Source organism: Nonomuraea sp. LPB2021202275-12-8 (assembly GCF_037044575.1).
GTDB lineage: Bacteria > Actinomycetota > Actinomycetes > Streptosporangiales > Streptosporangiaceae > Nonomuraea.
Window position 1 is genome coordinate 20,791 of sequence record NZ_JBAHWD010000048.1, and the last position, 19,842, is coordinate 40,632.

Consider the following 19,842-nt stretch of genomic DNA (forward strand, 5'->3'; position numbering starts at 1 on the left):
GTCGCCCAGGCACGCTCGTGATATTGCTGCGGCAGCACCGAGACGTAGGTGTCGGGCGGTCAGCACAATGCCGGCATACCCCAACGTGCCCTGCACCACCTTCAACTCCGTCCCCGACGCCGGCGCCAACGTCGCAGCGACCTCGCGACCGACCCGGCCCAGGACCCGCACGCCGTACCGGCGCGCCCACTGCCGTATCGTCACCGACTACCCGCGCCGACGCTTCCCGCTCCGCTCCATGCGTACTCTTGGCCTGAGCGGCCTGTCCGGCACCGACTCCTGCGACTTCCCCTGGGGCTACATTCAGAAGTATGCCGACGAGCAGATCCGCATCCTCGACGAACTCAACCTGTCGCCGGGCGACCGTGCACTGATCCTCGCCGGCAACGCGGTCAGGCTCCTGAACCTCGACCTTCCAAGCATCTCCACGACCCGCCAGGAGACGGCATGAACATCGCCGACGACCCCGACCGCGCACCAGCCCGTTCCCACCTGTACGCCATGGGCCTGACCCGGGAGGACATGCGACGCCCGACCGTCGGCATCGCCTCGACCTGGACAGGCACCATGCCGTGTAACCTCACTCACCGCGAACTGGCCGCCCAGGTCGCCGAGGGCGTGCGGAGCGCCGGTGGCCTACCGATGGAGTTCAACACCATCGCCGTCTCCGACAACTTGACCATGGGCACTGCCGGCATGCGAGCGTCGCTGGTGAGCAGAGAGGTGATCGCCGACTCCATCGAACTCATGGGCCGCGCACATCAGTTCGACGCTCTCGTCTGCATCGTCGGATGCGACAAGACCGTCCCAGCGGGAATCATGGCGCTGTCACGACTCGACGTGCCCTCGGTGATCCTCTACAGCGGCAGCATGATGCCAGGCCGCTGGCGCGACCGCGACGTCACCATCCAGGACATGTGGGAGTCTCTGGGCGAACGCGCGGTCGGCAGGCTCGACCAGGACGACATCGAGGATCTGGCCCGTCACGCCTGCCCCGGCCCCGGCACCTGCGCCGCCCAGTACACCGCCAACACCATGAGCGGAGTGGCCGACTTCCTCGGACTGGCGCCCTTCGGCATCGGCGACATCCCCGCGGTCGCCGAAACCAAGCTGGACGCTGCCAGGCAGGTAGGCAACATCGTCATGGACGCCCACGCCCGGGACGCCAGGCCCTCCCGTATTCTCACCCCGAACGCCCTGCACAACGCCATCGTCTCCGTAGCGGCCATGGGCGGTTCCACCAACGCGGTGCTGCACCTGCTCGCTATCGCCAGGGAAGCAGGAGTGCCTCTGCAGATCGACGAGATCGGCCAGGTGTGCAGGCAGGTGCCGATCATCACCGCGCTCAAGCCCGGAGGACCACATACCGCAGCCGACCTGTGGCGGGCCGGCGGCACCGCACTCGTGGTACAGCGGCTCATGGAAGCAGGGCTGCTGCGCGAGGATGTGGCGCTCGTCGACGGCCGCACGCTCGCCGACGTGGCCGCCGGCGCGTCGGAGACCCCAGGCCAGACCACGGTGACAACGGTGGATGCTCCCGCCAAGCCGCCGGGCGCGCTGGCGATCCTTCGCGGTTCGCTTGCGCCGGACGGCTGTGTGCTCAAGCTCGGTGGCCGCGAGGACTTCCGCCGTGATGGGCCCGCCAGGGTTTTCGACTCGGAGGAGGAATGCTTCGCTGCCATCCAGAGCGGCGCCATCGTGGCGGGGGATGTGGTGATCGTCCGGTACGAGGGGCCGGCTGGCGGGCCCGGCATGCGGGAGATGCTCTCCATCACTGGTGCCTTGGTCGGCCAGGGGCTTGGTGAGTCCGTGGCGCTGGTGACCGACGGGCGCTTCAGTGGCGTGTCACACGGGCTCGTCATCGGCCACGTCGCCCCTGAGGCGTTCAAGGGCGGACCCATCGCACTGGTGCACGATGGCGACACGGTCGTCGTCGACACCGCGAACGCCACCCTCGACCTGCTCGTGGACAAGGACGAGCTCGCTGCGCGCCGCACCATCTGGCAACCTCTGAAGCGGCCCACGGAGCGCGGCGTGCTCGCCAAATATGTGGCGACGGTCGGCTCCGCTTCCGACGGCGCCACCACCCACTGACGCGGGGGTGAGCCGGGTCGTTCCCCGGCCTGCCGAGGTGCGCCCGCCCTCTGATGATCACCGCCTCCAACTCTGCGAGCACCGCCTCCGCTGATCGCGCTCACCGACGAGATCGGCGCTCTGGAAGTGTTGTGGGGCAGCGCGGCGGCCAACACGCAGAGCGGGACAATCCGACCGGTTATGCCCCGTACACCACCCCGCGTCGTGCCGACCAGGCGAAACCTTCAGCCTCAGCCGTCCGCCCTCGCCGTGCGATACCTCCCGGTCAGCACGCCGACGCGGCCGAGGCCTTGCGGTTGAGCTCCGCGACTCGCGCGATCTCCGCGCTGATGGCATCACCGCGCGGCCAGGCCTTGATCGCGACCCCCGCCAGGGCAAGGCCGCAGACGGCCCACGTCCCGACCACGACCGGCACGGACAGCGTTTCGGCAAGGGCGCCCGCGGTGAGCACGGCGATCGCGAGCGTCATCTGGATGCCTCCTTGCATGATCCCGAAAGCGCGGGCCCGGAAGTCGCCAGGGAGCACGCTGACGAACAGCGCGTTGAGCGGCACAATGACCGTGTTGGCGACACCGGCACCGACCATCAGGAAGAACACCACGACCAACGGCGGCCGGACCAGAGCGGGCACGAGAAGCAGAGGGGTCGCCAAGAGGAGCGGCTTGATCAGCTTCAGCCGTCGCTCCGGTCCCGTCACCCGCGTCAGGATGGCGCCGATGGCATTACCGATCGGTATGGCGGCCATCAGCAGGCCCGCGATCCGAGAATCCCCTCCCTGCTCGGCCGCCCAGGCGGCGGCCAGGGCTTCCGGGACGATCACGATCGCGACGAGGCTGAAAACCACGAGGGCGATCGGCCGCATGATCGGGTGCCCGAAGACCAGCCTCAGGCCGTCACCGGTCTCCTTCAGCAGGGACCGGCCTTGCTCCCTGATCATCGCCGCAGGACGTGGCCGTACTCCGCGCCAGAGCAGCAGCCCGGAAGCGGCGAACGTCGCCGCGTTGACAAGCAGCGCGCCACGCGGGTCGACGGCGGCGATCACTCCTCCCAGCGCGTAACCCGCGACCTGCGCGGCCTGGCCTGCCATGTTCTGCAGCGAAAGGCCCAGCACGTAGCGGTCTCCGGTCAGTAGCTGCGCCACCATGGCCGAACGAGCCGCTTCGAACGGCGGTGTGAGCACAGAGGAGACCGCGAGCAGGAGAAGCAGGACAGGCAAGGGCACCCAGGGCACAGCGACCAGCGCCACCAGAGCCGCCCGGGCCAGATCGCAAATGATCATGACGCGCCGGTAAGGGAACCGCTCCGCGAGAGCGGCGAGGACGGGTCCTCCCACCACCCAGGGCAGGTAGCTTACGGCGAAGCCCGCGGCGGACAGCAGTGCGGAGCCAGTGTCATTGAAGATCAGAACTGCTACAGCGACCTTGGCGAAATAGTCGCCGATCCAGGACAGCACCGCCGCCGCGAACAGAGAGCGATACTCCGCGACGAGGAGGACCTCCCGAAAGGTGGCGGACCGGTCAGCCGCAGGGCCTTCAGCTTCCTGCTTGTCCACGAGCGCTCCGTTCCCCACATCTCATCGCGGCACAAATAGATGTGGTCCGGCTTCGCCGCCGGACCACGCTCACACACTGCCTGGACTAGCCCCAGCTCGGTTCGCGCCGCATCCCGATCACCTCCATCCGTACGTGTGTTGTCGCACGTCGCAGCTTTGTCCGCCCGCCATGACATTTCCTTGCCATCTCTTGGACAACTGGCGCGTGCGAGCCACCGGTAACCTCTGCGGTGTGGAGTTCAGGCTTCTGGGTGCGGTGGAGATTCACTCCGCTCGTGGCGAGGTGTTTCGCCTACAACGGCGCCAAGAACGCCTCGCCCTGGCGGTGCTGCTGCTGGAGCCGCAACGGGTGGTCACCGCCGAGCGACTCATCGAACTGCTGTGGGACCAGGCTCCACCATCGACGGCCAGGGCGACGCTGCAGACCTTGATGTCCCGCATCCGCAGCGCCCTGCGATCGGCGACGGGTGGCGAACCCGGTGAGCCGGTGCGGCTGCTGGCCCTCGGCGGGGGTTACCGCCTTCAGGTCCAGCCGGAATCGGTGGACCTGCACCGGTTCGGCGTGCTGATCGATGAGGCGCGGGCGATCAAGGATCCGAATCTGCGCGCGGCCCGGCTGGCCGAGGCGCTCACGCTGTGGCAGGGGCCGGCGCTCGCTGACGCCGCGACCGGCGCCATGCGCGAACGGTTGTGCGGCAGCCTGGAGGAAGCACGGTTCGCCGCGATCACGGACCGGATAGACGCAGAACTCGCAGCGGGCCGGCATGGCGAACTGGTCGGCGAGCTGTCCAGGCTGATCGGCGAACACCCGCTTCGAGAGCGGCTGCACGGCCAGTTGATGATCGCCTTGTACCGGTGCGGCCGCCGTGCCGACGCCCTCGAGGCCTACCAGCGCGCCCGCCGCCTGCTGGTCGCCGAACTCGGCCTGGAGCCCGGCCCGCAGTTACGCGAAGTGGAGGCGTCGATCATCGCCGACACCGCGCGGCCCGGCGCGGACATCGACCAGCAGGCAGCCCGTACGGCGGAGCCTGTGATGCCGGCGCAACTCCCGCCGGGCGTCGCCGATTTCGTCGGCCGCACCTCACACCTGCGCCAACTCGACGCGCTGTTGGGCTCGAAGGCCCACGCGACGGCCACAGTGCTCGCGGTGATCACCGGGACTGCCGGGGTGGGTAAGACCAGCCTGGCAGTGCACTGGGCTCGCCAAGTCAGCGAGCGGTTCCCGGATGGGCAGCTCTTCGTGGACATGCGTGGCTTCCACACCGGGCCGCCCATGTCGCCTGTCGAGGCGCTGGCTCTGTCGTTGGGTGCTTTGGGAGTGGCCGCCGAGCGCATCCCGATCAGCGTGGACGCCCAGACCGCCCTGTACCGGTCGATGCTGGTGGGCCGGCGGGTGCTGGTCGTCCTCGACAATGTCGCCGACGCGGATCAGGTGCGTCCACTGCTGCCGGGTGATCCCGGCTGTCTGATGTTGGTGACCAGCCGGGACCGGCTCAGTGGCCTGGTGGCGTTGGACGGCGCCCGCCGGCTCAAACTCGACGTCCTGCCTGCCGCCGACGCCGTCGACGTGCTGGCTCACGCGGCGGGCGCGGACCGGGTCGGCGCCGACCGGGACACCGCGGCCGAACTGGCGAATCTCTGCGGTCACCTGCCCCTGGCTCTTCGTATCGCCGGGGCTCGGCTGGCGGACCGGCCTCACCTGAGTATGCGGCGGCACGTCGAGGAGCTGGCCGCGCGGGGCCCGATGAGTCAGTTGCGGGTCGACGGCGACGGCACCGCGACCGTACGCGGTGCGTTCGACCTGTCGTATCAGGCCCTTCCGGCTGAGGCCGGGCGGATGTTTCGAATGCTGAGCCTGGTGCCGGCTCCGGCCGGGCTGGCCTCCACCGCCGTGGCGGCGCTGACCGGTCTGCCAGCAGACGATGCGGCGCCGTTGATCGACGCGCTGTCCCGCTTCCATCTGGCCGAGATCACCGCGGACGGCCGGCTGGTCTGCCACGACCTGCTGCTGGGGTACGCCAGGCAACTCGCCGCAGAGCACGACGCGCCCGCGGAACGGGACGCCGCGATCGGCCGTCTGCTCCACTTCTACCTCCACACCACTGGCCAGGCCGCCACCGCCCTCAACGGTCTGTCCCGCCTGCGGCTGCCTGCCGCCCTCCCGCCGGCCGGCGTATCCACTGTCCAGTTCCCCGAAGAGAGCCAGGCTCGGCAGTGGATCGCCATCGAGTGGCCGAACCTGATCGCGGCGCTCGACCACGCCGCCGCGGCCGGCCGGCATCGGATGGTGTGGCAGCTGGCCCACGCGCTTCGCGACTTCATGCAGGTGCAGGCCCCGCTGACCCAGTGGCTGTCCGTCGCGCAGACCGGGCTCGCAGCCGCGCAGCGGGCCGACGACGTGCTCGGCGAAGCGGCGATGCGGCACAGCCTGGGGCTCCTGCGTTGGCGGACCGCCGAGTTCCAGGCGGCCATCGACGAATGCGAGACCGCAGCGGCCCTCGCGCGGCGCGCGGAGTGGCGGCAGGGAGAGTCCGTAGCCTTGTGCAACACCGGCATCGCGCTGGACCAACTCGGCCACACCCGGCTGGCGATCCGCCGATTGGAACAGGCCCTGGCCATCGACCGGGAGATCGGCGACGGAGTTGGGGAGGCCGCCATGCTCACCAACCTGGCAGCAGCATACGAACAGATCGGCGACCTGCCCCGGGCATCCAGGCTCGGCGAGCTCGCCCTGCCGCTGCTGCGCCAGACCGGTCAGCACCAATGTGAGGCCATCGCCGGCATCAACATCGCCATGGTCCGCCGCGAACAGGGCCGCTTCGACGACGCACTCCACGCACTCGAGGAGTCCCTGACCATCTGCCGGACCATCGGCGCAGAACACGAGGAAGCAGCCGCCCTGACCACCCTCGGCCTGGTGCACCGCGACGCCGGACGCCATCAGGATGCCACCGCCGCCCTCACTACCAGCCTCGACATCACCCAACGGCTGTCCGACAGCCGCCACGAGATCTTCGCCCACACCGGCCTCGCCGATGTCCAGATCCGGCAGGCTCATCTGGCCGACGCCGCCGACCGGCTCGACCTCGCCCTGGACATCGTCGACCGCACCGGACACCGGCGCGGCAAGGTCGAGGCCCTGCTCACCCTCTCCCACCTCCACGCCACGCAGAACGACTACGAGGGTGCCAACAAGCACGCCGCCCAGGCGTTGGACCTCGCCCGCACGTCCGGGTACACGCTCGCGACCGCGCAGGCCCACAGTCGCCTCGCCATCGGCCATCTCGGCCTCGAAGACGTGAGCGGATGCCTGGACCACTGCGAGCGCGCACTGAGCACCCAACGACACGCCGGCCAGCGGCTGGCACAGGCCCGCACCCTGCTCACCGCCGGCCACGCCTACCAGCGCCAGGGGAGAACCCGGCTGGCCAACGCCTCCTGGCGGCAGGCTCACGCCCTCTTCGAGCAGATCGGCGCACCCGAGCGTGACGACGCCGCCGCGCTGGCGACGTAGTCGGACTCGGCGCCTGCCGATACCTCCGCCCGCCGCGTCCAGTGGGCGGGGTTGGCCCGGTGGTCAGGGTGTGGGGGCGGCGCCCAGGAGGGCGGCGTGCTGGGTCGCGGGCGGCGGCCGCATCTCCCGCCTACCGGACTCGCGAGGAGTGGCTGCGGCGCTACCACGCATGGCCGGCCCGCCAAGGCAGCGAGAACGGCCATTTCGATCACCCTCACTGGGCTCAGCGGCTTCAGGTGACCTCGCCTTCTCTCCGTCCAGCTCTGATATCTGAGGCGAACGACCCGAAGGCGTGTGTTCTAGGTCACATTACCGGCGATGCGCCCGGGACGCCCAGGATGCGCGCCGCGGCGGTGAGGCCGTCGAGGCGGGGCATGCGCACGTCCATGAGCACGACCTGAGGCTTGAGCCGGCCGGCGGCGACACCCGGTGCGCGACCACGTCGTGCATCTCCCGTGCGATCCGGGCACGTTCCTGGCTGCGGGCCTGCTCCGTACGTAGCGCCTGCTCTCGTCGCAGCTGCTCCGCCTGCTCGCGCATCGCGTCGAGCACCTGCCGCCGGGCCCCCACCCACAGGCCCGCGACCAGCGGAAGCCCGAACACCGCGACACCCATGAGCACCGCGTTGGCGGGAGAACCCGCGACCAGCGCCCGATAGCCGCCACTCACGTAGGAGGCCAGCCCGCCGAGCCCCCAGACCACGACCGCGCCACCGGCGTAAAGCCACAGGTCACGCCGGCGACGCAGCTGAACACCCGCGTAGTACGACGCCACCACGGCGGCCGGCCACGCGACCAGCCACACGTACGCGACGGCGGCCACAACGAACGCCTCGCGTAAAGTCGCGCGCGCCGATGGCGCCTCCTGGCGGTCATCCTTCTCGGCCCGGCCGACGGGGGCGTCCGGACACGGTGACCGCGATCATCAGGACGCAGACGGCCGCGATCGCCGCCACGACCGCGGCCACCCCGATCCACGGCGCCGCCGGCGGCAGCAACAGGATCGCCGTGACGCCACCCAGGACCACGCCGGGAAGGATCACCGGCCCGTCCACGATGAACGCGTGGACCACCCACAGCAACAGCAGGAACACCCCCGTCGGGATCGCGACGGCGTAACAGATCGCGACCGGCGATACCGGCAGGTGGTGCCCCGTCTGCTCGACCGCGACCTCCAAGCCGGCGCCGAGGGCCGCAAGGGCCGCGAAGATGCCGTAGTGGCCGTATCCCCACAGGTACGACCGATGACGCCGGGCACTGAGCCCCTCGCCGGCCGGCGAGAGAAAGTACAGCCACCACAGGGCGAACAGCAGCACGAGACCGGAGAGCGCGATGACGACGAGAGGACCGCTGACCTCGGCGCCCGCCAGCACCCCTTCGACGCCCCTGGACACGGCGAGGACGCTCTCACCGAGCAGGATGATCGTGAACAGGCCATAGCGCTCGGCGATGTGGTGCGGGTGCCAGTTGGTCGTCCCGGCCCGTTCCGCCCACCACGGCACGGCGAGTTCCAGCACCACCAGAGCGGCGAAGGACGGCAACTGAGCCGACGGCGGCAGGACACCCGTCTCCACGAGAGCCAGCCGGAGCAGCCAGCCCGCCTGCACGACCGAGATGCCGACGGCATACCGCAGCGCGGGACGCCGGCTCGCCGGGTCCTCGACACCGGCACGCAGCCATTGGGCCACGAGCGCGATCCGCATGATGAAATAGCCCAGCGTCACGGCCCGGAAGTCCGACTCGCCCTCCGCGGCGGGCACGCCCGCCGCCAGGACCAGCACGCCGGCCATCTGCACCATGGTCAGCAGCCGATAAGGGACATCATCGGTGTCGTACGACGACGCGAACCAGGTGAAGTTCATCCACGCCCACCACACCGCGAAGAACACCTGCAGGAACGGGATCAGCCCCGCCAGGCCATGGCCGTCGGCGATGGCGTGCGCGAACCGGGCGGTGACGACCGCGACCGCCACCACGAAGGTGAGGTCGAACAGCAGCTCGAGCTGGCTCGAGACACGATGCGGCTCGTCGATCGCCCGCGCCCGCATCCGGACCCGGAACCCCTTACTGGCAGAAGGCAAGATCTCACTCCCGTCGATCCATGACGCCGTCCTCCTGAGAAGACAAGACAGAGCCCCGATCCGTGGTGCCAGCGGATTGAGGAACCCGCAAAACATCTCACGAGCTGTCACGGACCGGAGACAAGAGCCCCCCGGTCAGTCGGCGACCGCCGATGCATCCGGCGACGACAGAGCTACGACGCACAGACTCCCAACCGGTCACGACGGGAAACCGGCACCAGGATTCCGCCGAACGCCGGCTCAGCGCGGATCGCGCCGCAGGGGATGACCGGGCGGCACCTCCACCAGGACGACGCGATGCCCGTCCGGATCGGCGATCCACAACTCGACAAGCCCCCACGGTTCCAGGCGCGCCTCGCGCAGCACGGTGGCACCCGCCCGCCGCAGGCGCTCCTCCTCCCGCCGGACATCACGCACCTGCAGCCAGAGCGACATCCCCGGACCGCCCCCGTCGTCGCAGCTCCCGGACACCTCCAGGAATCCCTGGCCCAGGAAGAAGACCGTGCCCCCCTCCCCGTCGGCCGGGCCGAACTCCCGGTACACCGCCAATCCGAGCGTCTCGGCGTAGAAACGGCGGCTGCGCGCGGGATCGCCCGGACGCAGCAGCACGCGACTGCTCAGCACTTCCATGCCGGATCTGTTCCCCGCAGGGGGCCGGGATCTCGCCGCCCTGGGTGCGCGGCGGTCATCTTTGGGGGTCGTTGAGCTGAGCTTGTGGTTTCGGCGGTGAGACCAGACGTAGGCCCGACGCCTTTACAATGTAGATTCCTAACGTATCGTCAGCGTACCGGCCCTCACAGGCCGGAGTCGGGGCCGGCGGACGACTCCTCGATCGGAAAGAGGGTCGGGCTGAGCAGATACTGTGCGCGGTCGGGTGTGGCTTGGTGTGTCAGCCTCGGCACTATCACCCTGCGCAGTTCGCCGATCAGCTCGAGGACCTCGTCCCGGCTGAGCCACACAGCATGCTGCCGGTAGCCGACGAGATCTGCCGCCGGGTCGGCCTGGTCCCGGTCGAGGTAGGCGTTGAACTCGGAGAGCAGGGTGGCCATCGCCGTGGCGAATGCGCGCCGGTGATCGTCGAGCGACAGCGACTCGCTCGTGTCGGCGTCGATCGACGCCCGGTCCTGGCGCAGCCGGTATCGGCGCTCCACCGCGCCGCGCACTCGCTGCTCGTCGGCCACCTCCAGGATTCCCTCGGCCGCGAGCAGGTCGACGTGCCGGTAGACGGTGGCCTTCGAGACATCGGGGATCCGCGCGCACAGCTGGGACGTCGTCAGCATCCGCCCGCCGCGCATGGCGTGCACGACGCGCAGCCGTACCGGGTGGCCCAGAAGCTCCAACGTGTTCATTCCTCTACGATCTCATGTCATGCTACCTTTCTTAACAAATGAGAAAGGTAGCGACTGAGATGACGACAGAAACCGACCCGGCGGCGATCGCGGTCACAATCGTCGAGCTGGCATGCAAGGGAAGCTTCGCCGAGATCGAGCGGTTCTTCGCACCGCCGCTGCGAGCGGTGATCGACGCCGAGGTGCTGCGGGCCGCCTGGACTGCCGAAACGGGCAGGCGTGGACCGGTGTCCGCCATCGGGGAACCGGTGAGCGAGCCGGCCCAGGCGGGGCTGGTCAGGGTGAGTGTCCCGGTGGTCTGCGAGCGCGCGGATCTCACCGTGGTGGTGGCGGTCGACCACGACGGCATGCTGAACGATCTGCGGCTTGCCGCGGCCACCGCCCCCTGGGCGCCGCCGCCGTACGCCGACCCGACGAGGTTCGACGAGCACGACGTCACGGTCGGCGACGGTCCTCTCGCCGTGACCGGCACGGTGAGCCTGCCGCACGGGCCCGGCCCGCGGGCGGGCGTCGTGCTGCTCAGCGGCGGCGGGCCGTTCGACCGTGACGCCACCAGCGGAGCCAACAAACCGCTCAAGGATCTCGCCTGGGGCCTGGCCTGCCGCGGTGTCGCCGTGCTGCGCTTCGACAAGGTGACCCACACCCACAGCGGCCAGATGGCGAACACAGCCGGCTTCACGATGGCCGACGAGTACGTGCCGCACGCGGTCGCCGCCGTCCGCCTGCTCCAGCGGGAGCCGGGCGTGGACCCCGGCCGCGTCTTCGTTCTCGGCCACAGCATGGGCGGCAAGGTCGCCCCGCGTGTCGCGGCCGCCGAGCCGTCCGTCGCCGGCCTGGTGATCATGGCCGGAGATACGCAGCCGATGCATGAGGCCGCCGTGCGCGTCGTCCGTTACCTCGCCGCACTGGATCCCAGCCCGGCGATGGAGGCGTTCGCCAAGACGATCACACAGCAAGCCGCGATGGTCGCCAGTCCCGACCTGTCACCCTCGACGCCGGCCGAAGCGCTGCTGTTCGGCTGGCCGGCGGCGTTCTGGCTGGATCTGCGCGGCTACGACCCGGTCGCGACGGCGGCGGCACTGGACAAGCCGATGTTCATCCTCCAAGGAGGCCGCGACTATCAGGTGACCGTCACCGACGACCTGCCGGGGTGGAGGGCGGGCCTCGCTCACAGCCCGGACGTCACGATCCGCGTCTACGACGCCGACGACCACCTGTTCTTTCCGGGTACGGGCCCGTCCACCCCGGCGGACTACGAGCCCGCGCAACACGTGGACCCGGCCGTCGTCGCCGACATCGTCGAGTGGCTGGAGCACGGCCACGGGGTCGGCGCCTGACGGGTCTCCGGCCCAGATCGGGCCCGAGATCCGGCCGTGCCGGGCCTACGGCGAGGTGAGCGGTTCGGCCTCGTAGGCCCGGTGAAGCAGGGCCAGGAAGGACGGCGCCTCGGGCACGGGCGTGGGGCCGATCCGGTGGACGGCCACCCCCGGCGTCCACGAGTTCATGACCACCGCCCCGGCCAGGGCCGGCAGGTCGTCCAGGGTGACCTCCTGGACGCGCTGGGGGACACCGAGGCGATCCAGTTGCCGGCGGACGATGCCCATCGTGGTCCCGCCCAGCATCTCGGCCTCGGGCCACACCACGGCGGCGCCGTCACAGAAGGCCAGATTCCAGATCGTGCCCTCGCTGAGCCTGCCCCGACGGTCGACGAAGGCGGCGTCGTCGAAGCCCTGCTTGACGGCCTGGCGGAGGAAGTACGTCTTGGCCACCTCGCCGACGTGCTTCACAGCGGGCAGGACGCGTTCGTACTCGACCGTGGCCAGCGCCAGCGGCCCCTGGGGGCCGGAGGCGGCCGGACCGGTGCGGACCAGCACCTCGGGCTCGACATCGGCCCCGGCCACGGCGAACTCCCCCGTCGGCGAGTAGACCGTGGCCATCAGCGAGAGGTCGGCAGGACCGGCGTCGATCGCCGCCCGGAGATGGGACCGCACCCGATCGCCGGGCAACGCCTGGCCGAACAGCTCCACGGAGGCGGAGCGCAGCCGCTCCAGATGGAGGTCGAGGCCCCGGACCCGGCCGCCGCGCACCTGCATGGCGGTGAAGTGGGCATAGCCCGCGAAGGCGAGCGGCGCCAGGTCGTCGGCGGTCGCCGCCAGGCCGTTCCGGTGAACGACGGAACTCGAGGTCAAACCACTTGACATAGGAAACGCCCCCTTCAGTGGAACTACCGGCATCCACAATAATTGCACACGCGCTATGTTGCACAAGCATGCTAGTGCTCCATGCAATCAACAGAGGCGGGGGGCGCCGGCTAGGTCAGATGGCCGTGCAGGAAGGTGCGAACCCCCGCCGTGACCATCTCGGCGATCTCCTCCTCGGTGGGCGCGCCGGCGCCCAGTGCCGGCGACGCGGCCGAGACCAGCAGCATGAGGTGCAGCGCCGCGCGCTCCGGGTCGTCGATGCGCAGCAGCCCCCGCTCCCCCAGCCCTCGCAGGTGTCCGGCGAGCTCGCGGCGGACCCGCAGCGGGCCGATCTCCCTCCAGGCGTCGATCGCCTCCTGGGGGATGTGCCCGGTCTCGGCGTTGACCTGCCTGACCAGGGCGAAATGGTCGGCATAGTCGGGCATGGGCGTCACCCAGTCCCGGCCGAACTCGATGAGGTCGGATTCCAGATCGGTGATCTTGCGCAGGTGGCGGTCGATGATGGCGATCTCGGCGTCGGCGGCCCGGGCGGCGCTCTCCTGGATGACGGCCTGGAAGAGCTCCGGCTTGTCGGTGAAGTGGTTGTAGATGGTACGCGTGGACACTCCGGCCTCGGCCGAGATCGCGTCGATGCTGGCGCGGGTGTAACCGTCGCGCGCGAAGACCGTGAGGGCGCCGGCGAGGATCGCCTGGCGCTTGTCCGCTCGGCCTCCGCGGGGGCGGGGCTTGGCGGGATTCTCACTGGCCATCCGGGGTCCTCCAGCGCTCTGCAGTGACCGTCTCACGTTTGCCATACACGTTGTACTTTACCGCACGTGATCGCTACCCATCCGCCGACGTCACCCAGGTGGCGATCTGCGTACGCGAGCCGAACCCGAGCTTGTCCAGGATGCGGCGCACGTGGCTGTCGACGGTGTGCTCGGAGATGAACAGGCGCGTCGCGATCTGCTTGTTGCTCAGGCCGTCGGCGACCAGTCGCGCGACCTCCGCTTCCCGCTTCCCGAGCGGTGCGGTGCCCGCGCCGTCCGAAGCCTCGGCGGAGGGCCGGGCGGGCTCGCCGAGCGCCAGGCTGATCGCGGCGTCACGGCTCAGGCGTCCACCGGCCTCGAACTCTCCCTCGAACCCGGCCGCGCCGAGCGCCGTCACAGCCGACTGTTCGGCCCGGGCCAGCAGCGAAGCGAGGAAGGGCAGGACACTCGCGCCGGCGCCCGTTCGCACGGTCTCCGCCGCGCCGAGCAACCGCGCGGCGAGCCGCGCCCGGCCGGAGCTCGCGGCGTGGCAGCCCAGGGCGTCGAGCAGGCAATACTGTCCCACCCGGTCATCGATCCGATGGGCGATGCGCAGCGCCTCCGTGAGCAGCGGCTCGGACTCGTCGAGATCGCCGGCGATGAGCGCGGCGGAGCCCAGGTTCATCAGCATCATGTCGAGGCTGTAGAGGTCACCCGCCTCACGGCTGATACGCACGCCCTGCGACGACGCGGACCTGACCGTGTCGAGGTCGCCGTCGGACAGGCCGTTCAGTGCCCGCGACTGGAGGAACATGAGCGTGGCCGGCAGGTCGACGAGACCCGTCGCCGCCTCGTCGCCCAGGCGCCTGGCCGCCGACCGGTCACCGGCCATGTTCGCGGCGATCGACGCCAGGGACAGCGACTGCGACGCCAGGCTGGTCAGTCCGGCCCGCTGAGCCGCCGGCACCGCACGTTCGAGCGCCGGCCGGGCCGTCACCGGATCGGACTGCAGCACGGAGAGGAATCCGCGCATGTAGTAGGCCTCCGGATCGCCCGCTCCGGACGCGATCAGCTCGTCGATCCACCGGGCGCCTTCACTCGTCGCCCGCGTGATCCAGTAGTAGCCGATGGAGTACGCCAGAGCCGTCGCGCGTGATGGGTCGCCACGGGTCAGGAGCCGCCGGAGGACCGATCGGACGTTGTCGATCTCCAGATCCAGCCATCGCAGCCACTCGACGAGCCGATACCGGGATTCCGCCGCGGATCGCCGGCACCTCGACTCGTAGTACTCGACGCAGCGGCGTTCGACGGCTTCCTGCTCACCGGCCTCTCGCAACCTGAGGCCGGCGTATTCGCGCATCGTCTCGTGCAGGCGGTAGCAGGCGAGGTCTCCGGCGTCCTCCTTCGTCACCAGTGACTTGTCCACCAGCGATGCCAGCAGGTCCAGCGCACGTGCCGCCGGAACGTCGCCCGACGCGCAGACCGACTCGATGTCCTCGAGGGTGAACCTGCCCGCGAACACGCACAACCGCCTCAGCAGCGCCCGCTCGTCCGCCGCCAGCAGGTCGTGGCTCCAGTCGATGGTGGTGCGCAACGTCTGGTGACGCGGCAGCGCGGTGCGGCCTCCCCCGGTGAGCAGGCCGAACCGGTCGGTCAGGCGATCGAGGATCTGGCCGGCGGTGAGGACCCGGGTCCTGACGGCCGCCAGCTCGATCGCCAGTGGCAGACCGTCCAGGCGGCGGCACAGGTTCACCACGTCCGCCTGGTTGGCGGCGGTCAGCTCGAATCCGCCCGATCCGGCCGCGGCCCGTTCCGTGAACAGCATGACGGCCTCGCTCTGCCGTAACCGCGCCAGAGGCGCGTGCGGTGAGGGCAGTTCGAGAGGCGGGACCGGGACCACGTGCTCGCCGGGCGCCGACAGCGGCTCCCGGCTGGTGGCGAGCACCCGCACGTCCGGTGCGGCCCTCAAGACCTCCGCCACGAGCCGGGCGGCCGCTTCGAGCAGGTGCTCGCAGTTGTCCAGCACCAGCAGCAGCTTCCTGTCCCGAAGGTAGGACAGCAGGTGCGCCGAGGGCTCGCCCGCGGCCTGGTCCCGCACGTCCAGGGCCGCCATGACGGCGTCGCCGACCCCGGCGGAGTCCCGCACTTCGGCCAGCTCCACCAGCCACGCGCCGCCGGGGAACCCGCGTCCGAGCGCGGCGGCCATCCGGACCGCCAGGCGTGTCTTGCCGACCCCGCCGGGCCCGACGAGGCTGACCAGGCGGGCCTCGGAGAGCCTCTTCCTGACTGCTGAGAGCTCGCGGCGGCGGCCGATGAAGCTGGTCGTCTCGGCCGGGAGGTTGCCCGAGCGGCGCGGGGGTCTGGCCATGATTGACTTGGACATTACTACCGCCGGGTGGCTACCCCATCACGAATTCCCGTGATGTCGCCGTCGCGCGTGCTCCCTGAGGCTGGAGCCCATGAAGGCCATCCGCTATCACGCCTACGGCTCGCCCACGGTCCTCCGGCTCGAGGACATCGACCGGCCCGTCGTCAACGACGACGACGTCCTGATACGTGTGCGGGCGGCCGCGCTCAACCCGCTGGACTGGCACCACATGAGGGGCACGCCGTACCTCGTCCGCATGTCTGCCGGCCTGTCCCGCCCCAGGCCCCACGGGCTGGGCGGCGACATGGCGGGACGCGTCGAAGCCGTGGGCAGGAACGTCACCAGGTTCCGGCCCGGTGACGAGGTGTTCGGCGGCCGCGGCCAGTCGCTCGTCGAACGCAGCGCGGCCTTGGCCGAGTACCTCAGCATCCCCCAAGACGCGATGGTGCTGAAGAAGCCCGGCAACCTGACGTTCGAGCAGGCGGCGGCCGTTCCCGTGGCGGCGATCTCCGCGTTGCAGGCCCTGCGGGACAAGGCGCGGGTACGGCCCGGCCACAGGGTTCTGGTCAACGGCGCGGCCGGCGGCATGGGGACGTTCACGGTCCAGATCGCCAAGACGATGGGCGCCGAGGTCACCGGCGTGTGCAGCACCGGGAACGTGGAACTGGTCCGCTCCATCGGCGCCGACCACGTCGTCGACTACACCAAGGAGGACTTCACCCGCGACGGGCGGCGCTACGACGTGCTGATCGACCTGGTGGCGAACCGGTCCCCGAAGGAGAGCAGGCGCGTGCTCGCCCGCACGGGCGTACTCGTGGGATGCGCCCCCGCCAAGGGCCTCTGGACCGGGCCGGTGTTCGGAGTGATCAAGCTGCTCGTGCTCTCGCGGATGGTGAGCCAGACGATGGTTCCCTTCCTGGCCCGCGAGAACCAGGACGACCTCGCCGTCCTGTACGACCTGCTGGAGGCCGGCAAGATCGCCCCGGTCATCGACCGGACCTATGCGCTGAGCGAGGTCCCCGAGGCCATGGACTACCTCGAAACAGGACACGCCCGGGGCAAGGTCGTCATCACCCTCTGAAACGTCCTCGAGGCCGGCACCGTCGCGCTGCCGCATCACGGCCGCGCCCAGCCCTCCCGGCCGCCTCTGCCCTCCCGTCACATTCCTTCCTCGTCGTGGGTCATAGCAGTGGACCCACCGGGAGAACGCCTCCCGGACCTGGCGAGGTTGGAGAGACCATGACGTCACCCATTCTGGTCACCGGCGGCACGGGCACACTCGGGCGCCTCGTCGTGCCGCTGCTGCGGGACGCCGGGTGCGACGTGCGGGTGCTCAGCCGGCACGGCCACGAGCCCGGAGACGGCATCGAGTACGTGACCGGCGACGTGTCCACCGGCGAGGGGCTCGACGCGGCGGTGAAGGGTGCCGAGACCATCGTGCACTGCGCCGGAAGCGCCAAGGGCGACGCCGACAAGGCCAGGCACCTGGTGCGGGCGGCATCGCGGGTGGGCGTCCGGCACCTGGTGTACATCTCGGTGGTCGGAGCCGACCAGGTCCCGGTCGTCAGCGGGGTCGACCGCGCCATGTTCGGCTACTTCGCCGCCAAGCGGGCGGCCGAGACCATCGTGGCCGAGTCCGGAGTGCCGTGGACCACCCTGCGCGCGACCCAGTTCCACGACTGGATCCTGACGACCCTGCGACAGATGGCCAAGCTGCCGGTGATGCCGCTCTGGGGCGGCGTCCGGTTCCAGCCGGTCGACGCCGGCGAGGTGGCGGCCAGACTTGTGGAGCTGGCGCTGGACCGGCCCGCCGGCCTCGTGCCCGACATGGCCGGGCCGCGCGTGTACGGGATGGACGAGCTTGCCCGTGACTACCTGCGCGCGAGCGGCAAGCGCCGGCTGGTCCTGTCGGTCAGGACCCCGGGCAGAGCCGCCGCCGCGTACCGGGCGGGCGCCAACCTCGCCCCCGAGCGGGCCGTCGGCCGCCGCATCTGGGAGGACTTCCTGATCGAGCAGGCGAAGCGGGGCCTGTGAGTTCGGCGCCGTCAGGCCTCCGGTGGCCGGTGCCACATCGTGAGCCGCATCAGCCGGAGATAGCCCATCGCCTCGTAGACCGGCTGGCCCTCGTCGCTGGCGATCAGCGTGGCCGGCTCGGCGGGGGAAACGAGTTCGCCGCCCGACGTCGCCGCCGCTCCTCGGACATTTCTCAGCCTCCCTGGCGCTCGACCGAACCCTGCACTAGCACGCTGTGCTAGTGCACTATGAGCTACGTTAGCACGGCGTACTAGTACAGTGTGATGGGAGGTGGGGGCAGTGACACAGAAGAAGACGAGCACCAGCTCTCGGGACAAGATTCTCGCGGCGGCCGCGGCGATGATCGGAGAGGATGCGGGGGCGAGCCTGAGCGTGCGGGCGGTCGCGGCGCGGGCCGGGGTGAGCACCGGATCACTCAGGCACTTCTTCCCCACGCAGCGCGAACTGCGGGATGCGGTGCTCGCCGTCGTCTACGACGAGGTGGTCTCCAAGGACTGGATCCACGACCGTTCGATACCGGCGCGAGATCGACTCGTGGACTGTCTCCGGCAGGTGCTCGCGCCTGCCGGAGTAGGGGAACAGGCACGAGAAGCATGGGGCAAGGTCTTCGAGGCGTTCATCGCCCCCGAGCCGACCGACGAGGTTCGTGCGGCGTATCTCGCCATGGACCTGGAAGGGCAACGCCGTGTCGAGTCATGGCTGGCGGGCCTCACGCAGGAAGGTGCGCTGGCCGTAGGTGACAACACGCGACGTGCGAGGTTCCTGATGACCGTCCTCAACGGGCTCGCGACCGAGAGGGCGTTGCCCGCCGAGGAGTCGATCCTGCGATCCGAGACGGAAACCCTGTACATGGCCGTCGACTGCGTACTCAACTCTCGAACGTAATGACCGGCCGCCTTCGACGCCGCCGGTCACGGCACCACGTGGAGAAATGCACCCTGCATGACTCCGCACCAGCGATGACCGGCAAAATCACGATCTACAGCTGGAGTGTTCAGCCAGGCTGGAGCAGGCCCGCGTCGACGACGGCCCGGCGGAACGGGACGGCCAGCTCGGCGAGGCGCTCGCAGCCGGCCTCGCCGAGTGCGGCGTAGGCGGGCAGGGCGAGGGTGTCGGTACGGTCCTCGATGCGCTGGCGCAGCGCCTTGCCGTCGGTGCTGAGCGTGTCGCCGTCGAGCAGCCCGCGCTCGCGCAGATCCTGCTCGGCGGCATCCCACTCCTCCTCTGGCCAGGCACGGCTCATCTTGAGGAAGACGGTGGGGACCGTGCCGCTCGCGGCGTGCAGGACCAGTGCCTCCAGCCCGCCGATCCCCTCACCGAGCAGGCACGCGACGTGCCCGTCCCCGCGGAACTCCCTGAGCAGCGTCTGGGCGTGCCACAACTGGAGCACCCGCTCCTCGGGCCACGGCAACGCGGCATGCGCGGCGAACAGGGGGCGGCCCTGCGGGTGCTCGCACGCCGCCTCGGCGGCACGGCGCGCCAGCTCGACGACCTCCGCCAGGCCGTCCAGCTCGTGCACCCCCGCCCGGCGCAACGCCTCGTCCGCCGCCGCGTACCGCGCGGCCAGCACCTCCTCGGGCGACACCGCGTCCCAGACTCCGGACAGCGATCGCCGTACCAGGCCTGGATGGAAGTTGTAGAAGGTCGCGATGACCAGCTCCGCCGGCGCCCGGCCGAAGGCGGCGCCCCGCGAGGCGAAGTAGCCGGCGCGGCCGCGCAACCCGAGCTCGGCGTAACGCCGGGCGCCTTCGGGGACGAAATAGATCATGCCGTGCAGCGGCTCGAGCCGCCGCCAGGCCGTTCGCGCTGCCTTCATCCGTCACCCTTCCGAGCCGTCGTGGTTTCTAGAAGATAGTTCTATCCTCTCGGTCGCGGTAGTCCCCGGCTCACTTCCGGTGTCGTCCGCGCCCACCAGCGCCACG

General features: G+C 70.2%; 16 protein-coding genes. 7 read left to right on the forward strand and 9 right to left on the reverse strand.

Going from position 1 to position 19,842, the window contains the following annotated elements:
- Positions 1–67 precede the first annotated feature (67 nt).
- Together V5E28_RS44625 and ilvD are read left to right on the forward strand one after the other, a co-directional pair.
- Positions 68–451: a hypothetical protein gene (locus V5E28_RS44625; RefSeq protein WP_336216252.1), complete on the forward strand. Its 384-nt coding sequence runs from the start codon at positions 68–70 to the stop codon at positions 449–451.
- The gene (ilvD, locus tag V5E28_RS44630; protein WP_336216253.1) at positions 448–2,094 is read left to right on the forward strand and encodes a dihydroxy-acid dehydratase; all 1,647 of its coding nucleotides are present in this window, start codon (positions 448–450) and stop codon (positions 2,092–2,094) included. Before V5E28_RS44625 ends, ilvD begins: the two co-directional genes overlap by 4 nt.
- 265 nt (positions 2,095–2,359) lie before the next feature.
- Here the strand turns inward: ilvD and V5E28_RS44635 are convergent, their stop codons facing one another.
- On the reverse strand, positions 2,360–3,646 hold the full coding sequence (locus V5E28_RS44635) for an MFS transporter (protein WP_336216254.1): 1,287 nt from the start codon (positions 3,644–3,646) through the stop codon (positions 2,360–2,362).
- Between the two features lie 232 nt (positions 3,647–3,878).
- On the opposite strand from V5E28_RS44635, the gene V5E28_RS44640 reads away from it, so the two are divergent.
- Positions 3,879–7,160 (forward strand): AfsR/SARP family transcriptional regulator, encoded by a 3,282-nt coding sequence (locus tag V5E28_RS44640; protein WP_336216255.1) that lies wholly within the window; start codon positions 3,879–3,881, stop codon positions 7,158–7,160.
- A gap of 309 nt (positions 7,161–7,469) precedes the next feature.
- On the opposite strand, the gene V5E28_RS49875 is transcribed toward V5E28_RS44640, so the two are convergent.
- From V5E28_RS49875 to V5E28_RS44660, 4 genes are all read right to left on the reverse strand, one after another.
- Positions 7,470–7,982: a histidine kinase gene (locus tag V5E28_RS49875; protein ID WP_442945976.1), complete on the reverse strand. Its 513-nt coding sequence runs from the start codon at positions 7,980–7,982 to the stop codon at positions 7,470–7,472.
- Between the two features lie 49 nt (positions 7,983–8,031).
- A complete protein-coding gene (locus tag V5E28_RS44650) occupies positions 8,032–9,240 on the reverse strand; it encodes a low temperature requirement protein A (RefSeq protein WP_336216256.1) in 1,209 nt (402 codons plus the stop codon).
- 240 nt (positions 9,241–9,480) lie between these two features.
- A complete protein-coding gene (locus V5E28_RS44655; protein WP_336216257.1) occupies positions 9,481–9,870 on the reverse strand; it encodes a VOC family protein in 390 nt (129 codons plus the stop codon).
- Between the two features lie 164 nt (positions 9,871–10,034).
- Positions 10,035–10,589 carry a helix-turn-helix domain-containing protein gene (locus tag V5E28_RS44660; protein WP_336216258.1) on the reverse strand — a complete coding sequence of 185 codons (555 nt, stop codon included), beginning with the start codon at positions 10,587–10,589 and terminating at the stop codon, positions 10,035–10,037.
- A 59-nt stretch (positions 10,590–10,648) separates the two neighbouring features.
- On the opposite strand from V5E28_RS44660, the gene V5E28_RS44665 reads away from it, so the two are divergent.
- Positions 10,649–11,926 carry an alpha/beta hydrolase family protein gene (locus V5E28_RS44665; protein ID WP_336216259.1) on the forward strand — a complete coding sequence of 426 codons (1,278 nt, stop codon included), beginning with the start codon at positions 10,649–10,651 and terminating at the stop codon, positions 11,924–11,926.
- A gap of 45 nt (positions 11,927–11,971) precedes the next feature.
- Here V5E28_RS44665 and V5E28_RS44670 read toward each other — a convergent pair whose 3' ends face one another.
- The 3 genes from V5E28_RS44670 to V5E28_RS44680 all read right to left on the reverse strand — a co-directional run bounded on the left by V5E28_RS44670 (position 11,972) and on the right by V5E28_RS44680 (position 15,886).
- On the reverse strand, positions 11,972–12,778 hold the full coding sequence (locus tag V5E28_RS44670) for an aminotransferase class IV family protein (protein WP_336216260.1): 807 nt from the start codon (positions 12,776–12,778) through the stop codon (positions 11,972–11,974).
- 122 nt (positions 12,779–12,900) lie between these two features.
- Positions 12,901–13,539, reverse strand: a complete 639-nt coding sequence (locus tag V5E28_RS44675) for a TetR/AcrR family transcriptional regulator (RefSeq protein WP_336216261.1) — start codon at positions 13,537–13,539, stop codon at positions 12,901–12,903.
- Positions 13,540–13,612: 73 nt separating this feature from the next.
- On the reverse strand, positions 13,613–15,886 hold the full coding sequence (locus V5E28_RS44680) for an ATP-binding protein (RefSeq protein WP_336216262.1): 2,274 nt from the start codon (positions 15,884–15,886) through the stop codon (positions 13,613–13,615).
- 91 nt (positions 15,887–15,977) lie between these two features.
- Here V5E28_RS44680 and V5E28_RS44685 point away from each other — a divergent pair, with 91 nt between their 5' ends.
- The 3 genes from V5E28_RS44685 (at position 15,978) to V5E28_RS44695 (ending at position 18,805) form a co-directional block, all read left to right on the forward strand.
- Positions 15,978–16,967, forward strand: coding sequence for an NAD(P)-dependent alcohol dehydrogenase (locus V5E28_RS44685; protein ID WP_336216264.1), 990 nt, complete (start codon positions 15,978–15,980; stop codon positions 16,965–16,967).
- 158 nt (positions 16,968–17,125) lie between these two features.
- On the forward strand, positions 17,126–17,920 hold the full coding sequence (locus tag V5E28_RS44690) for an SDR family oxidoreductase (protein ID WP_336216265.1): 795 nt from the start codon (positions 17,126–17,128) through the stop codon (positions 17,918–17,920).
- Between the two features lie 279 nt (positions 17,921–18,199).
- Positions 18,200–18,805, forward strand: a complete 606-nt coding sequence (locus V5E28_RS44695; RefSeq protein ID WP_336216266.1) for a TetR/AcrR family transcriptional regulator — start codon at positions 18,200–18,202, stop codon at positions 18,803–18,805.
- A 109-nt stretch (positions 18,806–18,914) separates the two neighbouring features.
- Here V5E28_RS44695 and V5E28_RS44700 read toward each other — a convergent pair whose 3' ends face one another.
- On the reverse strand, positions 18,915–19,736 hold the full coding sequence (locus V5E28_RS44700; protein WP_336216269.1) for an SCO6745 family protein: 822 nt from the start codon (positions 19,734–19,736) through the stop codon (positions 18,915–18,917).
- Positions 19,737–19,842: the final 106 nt, after the last annotated feature.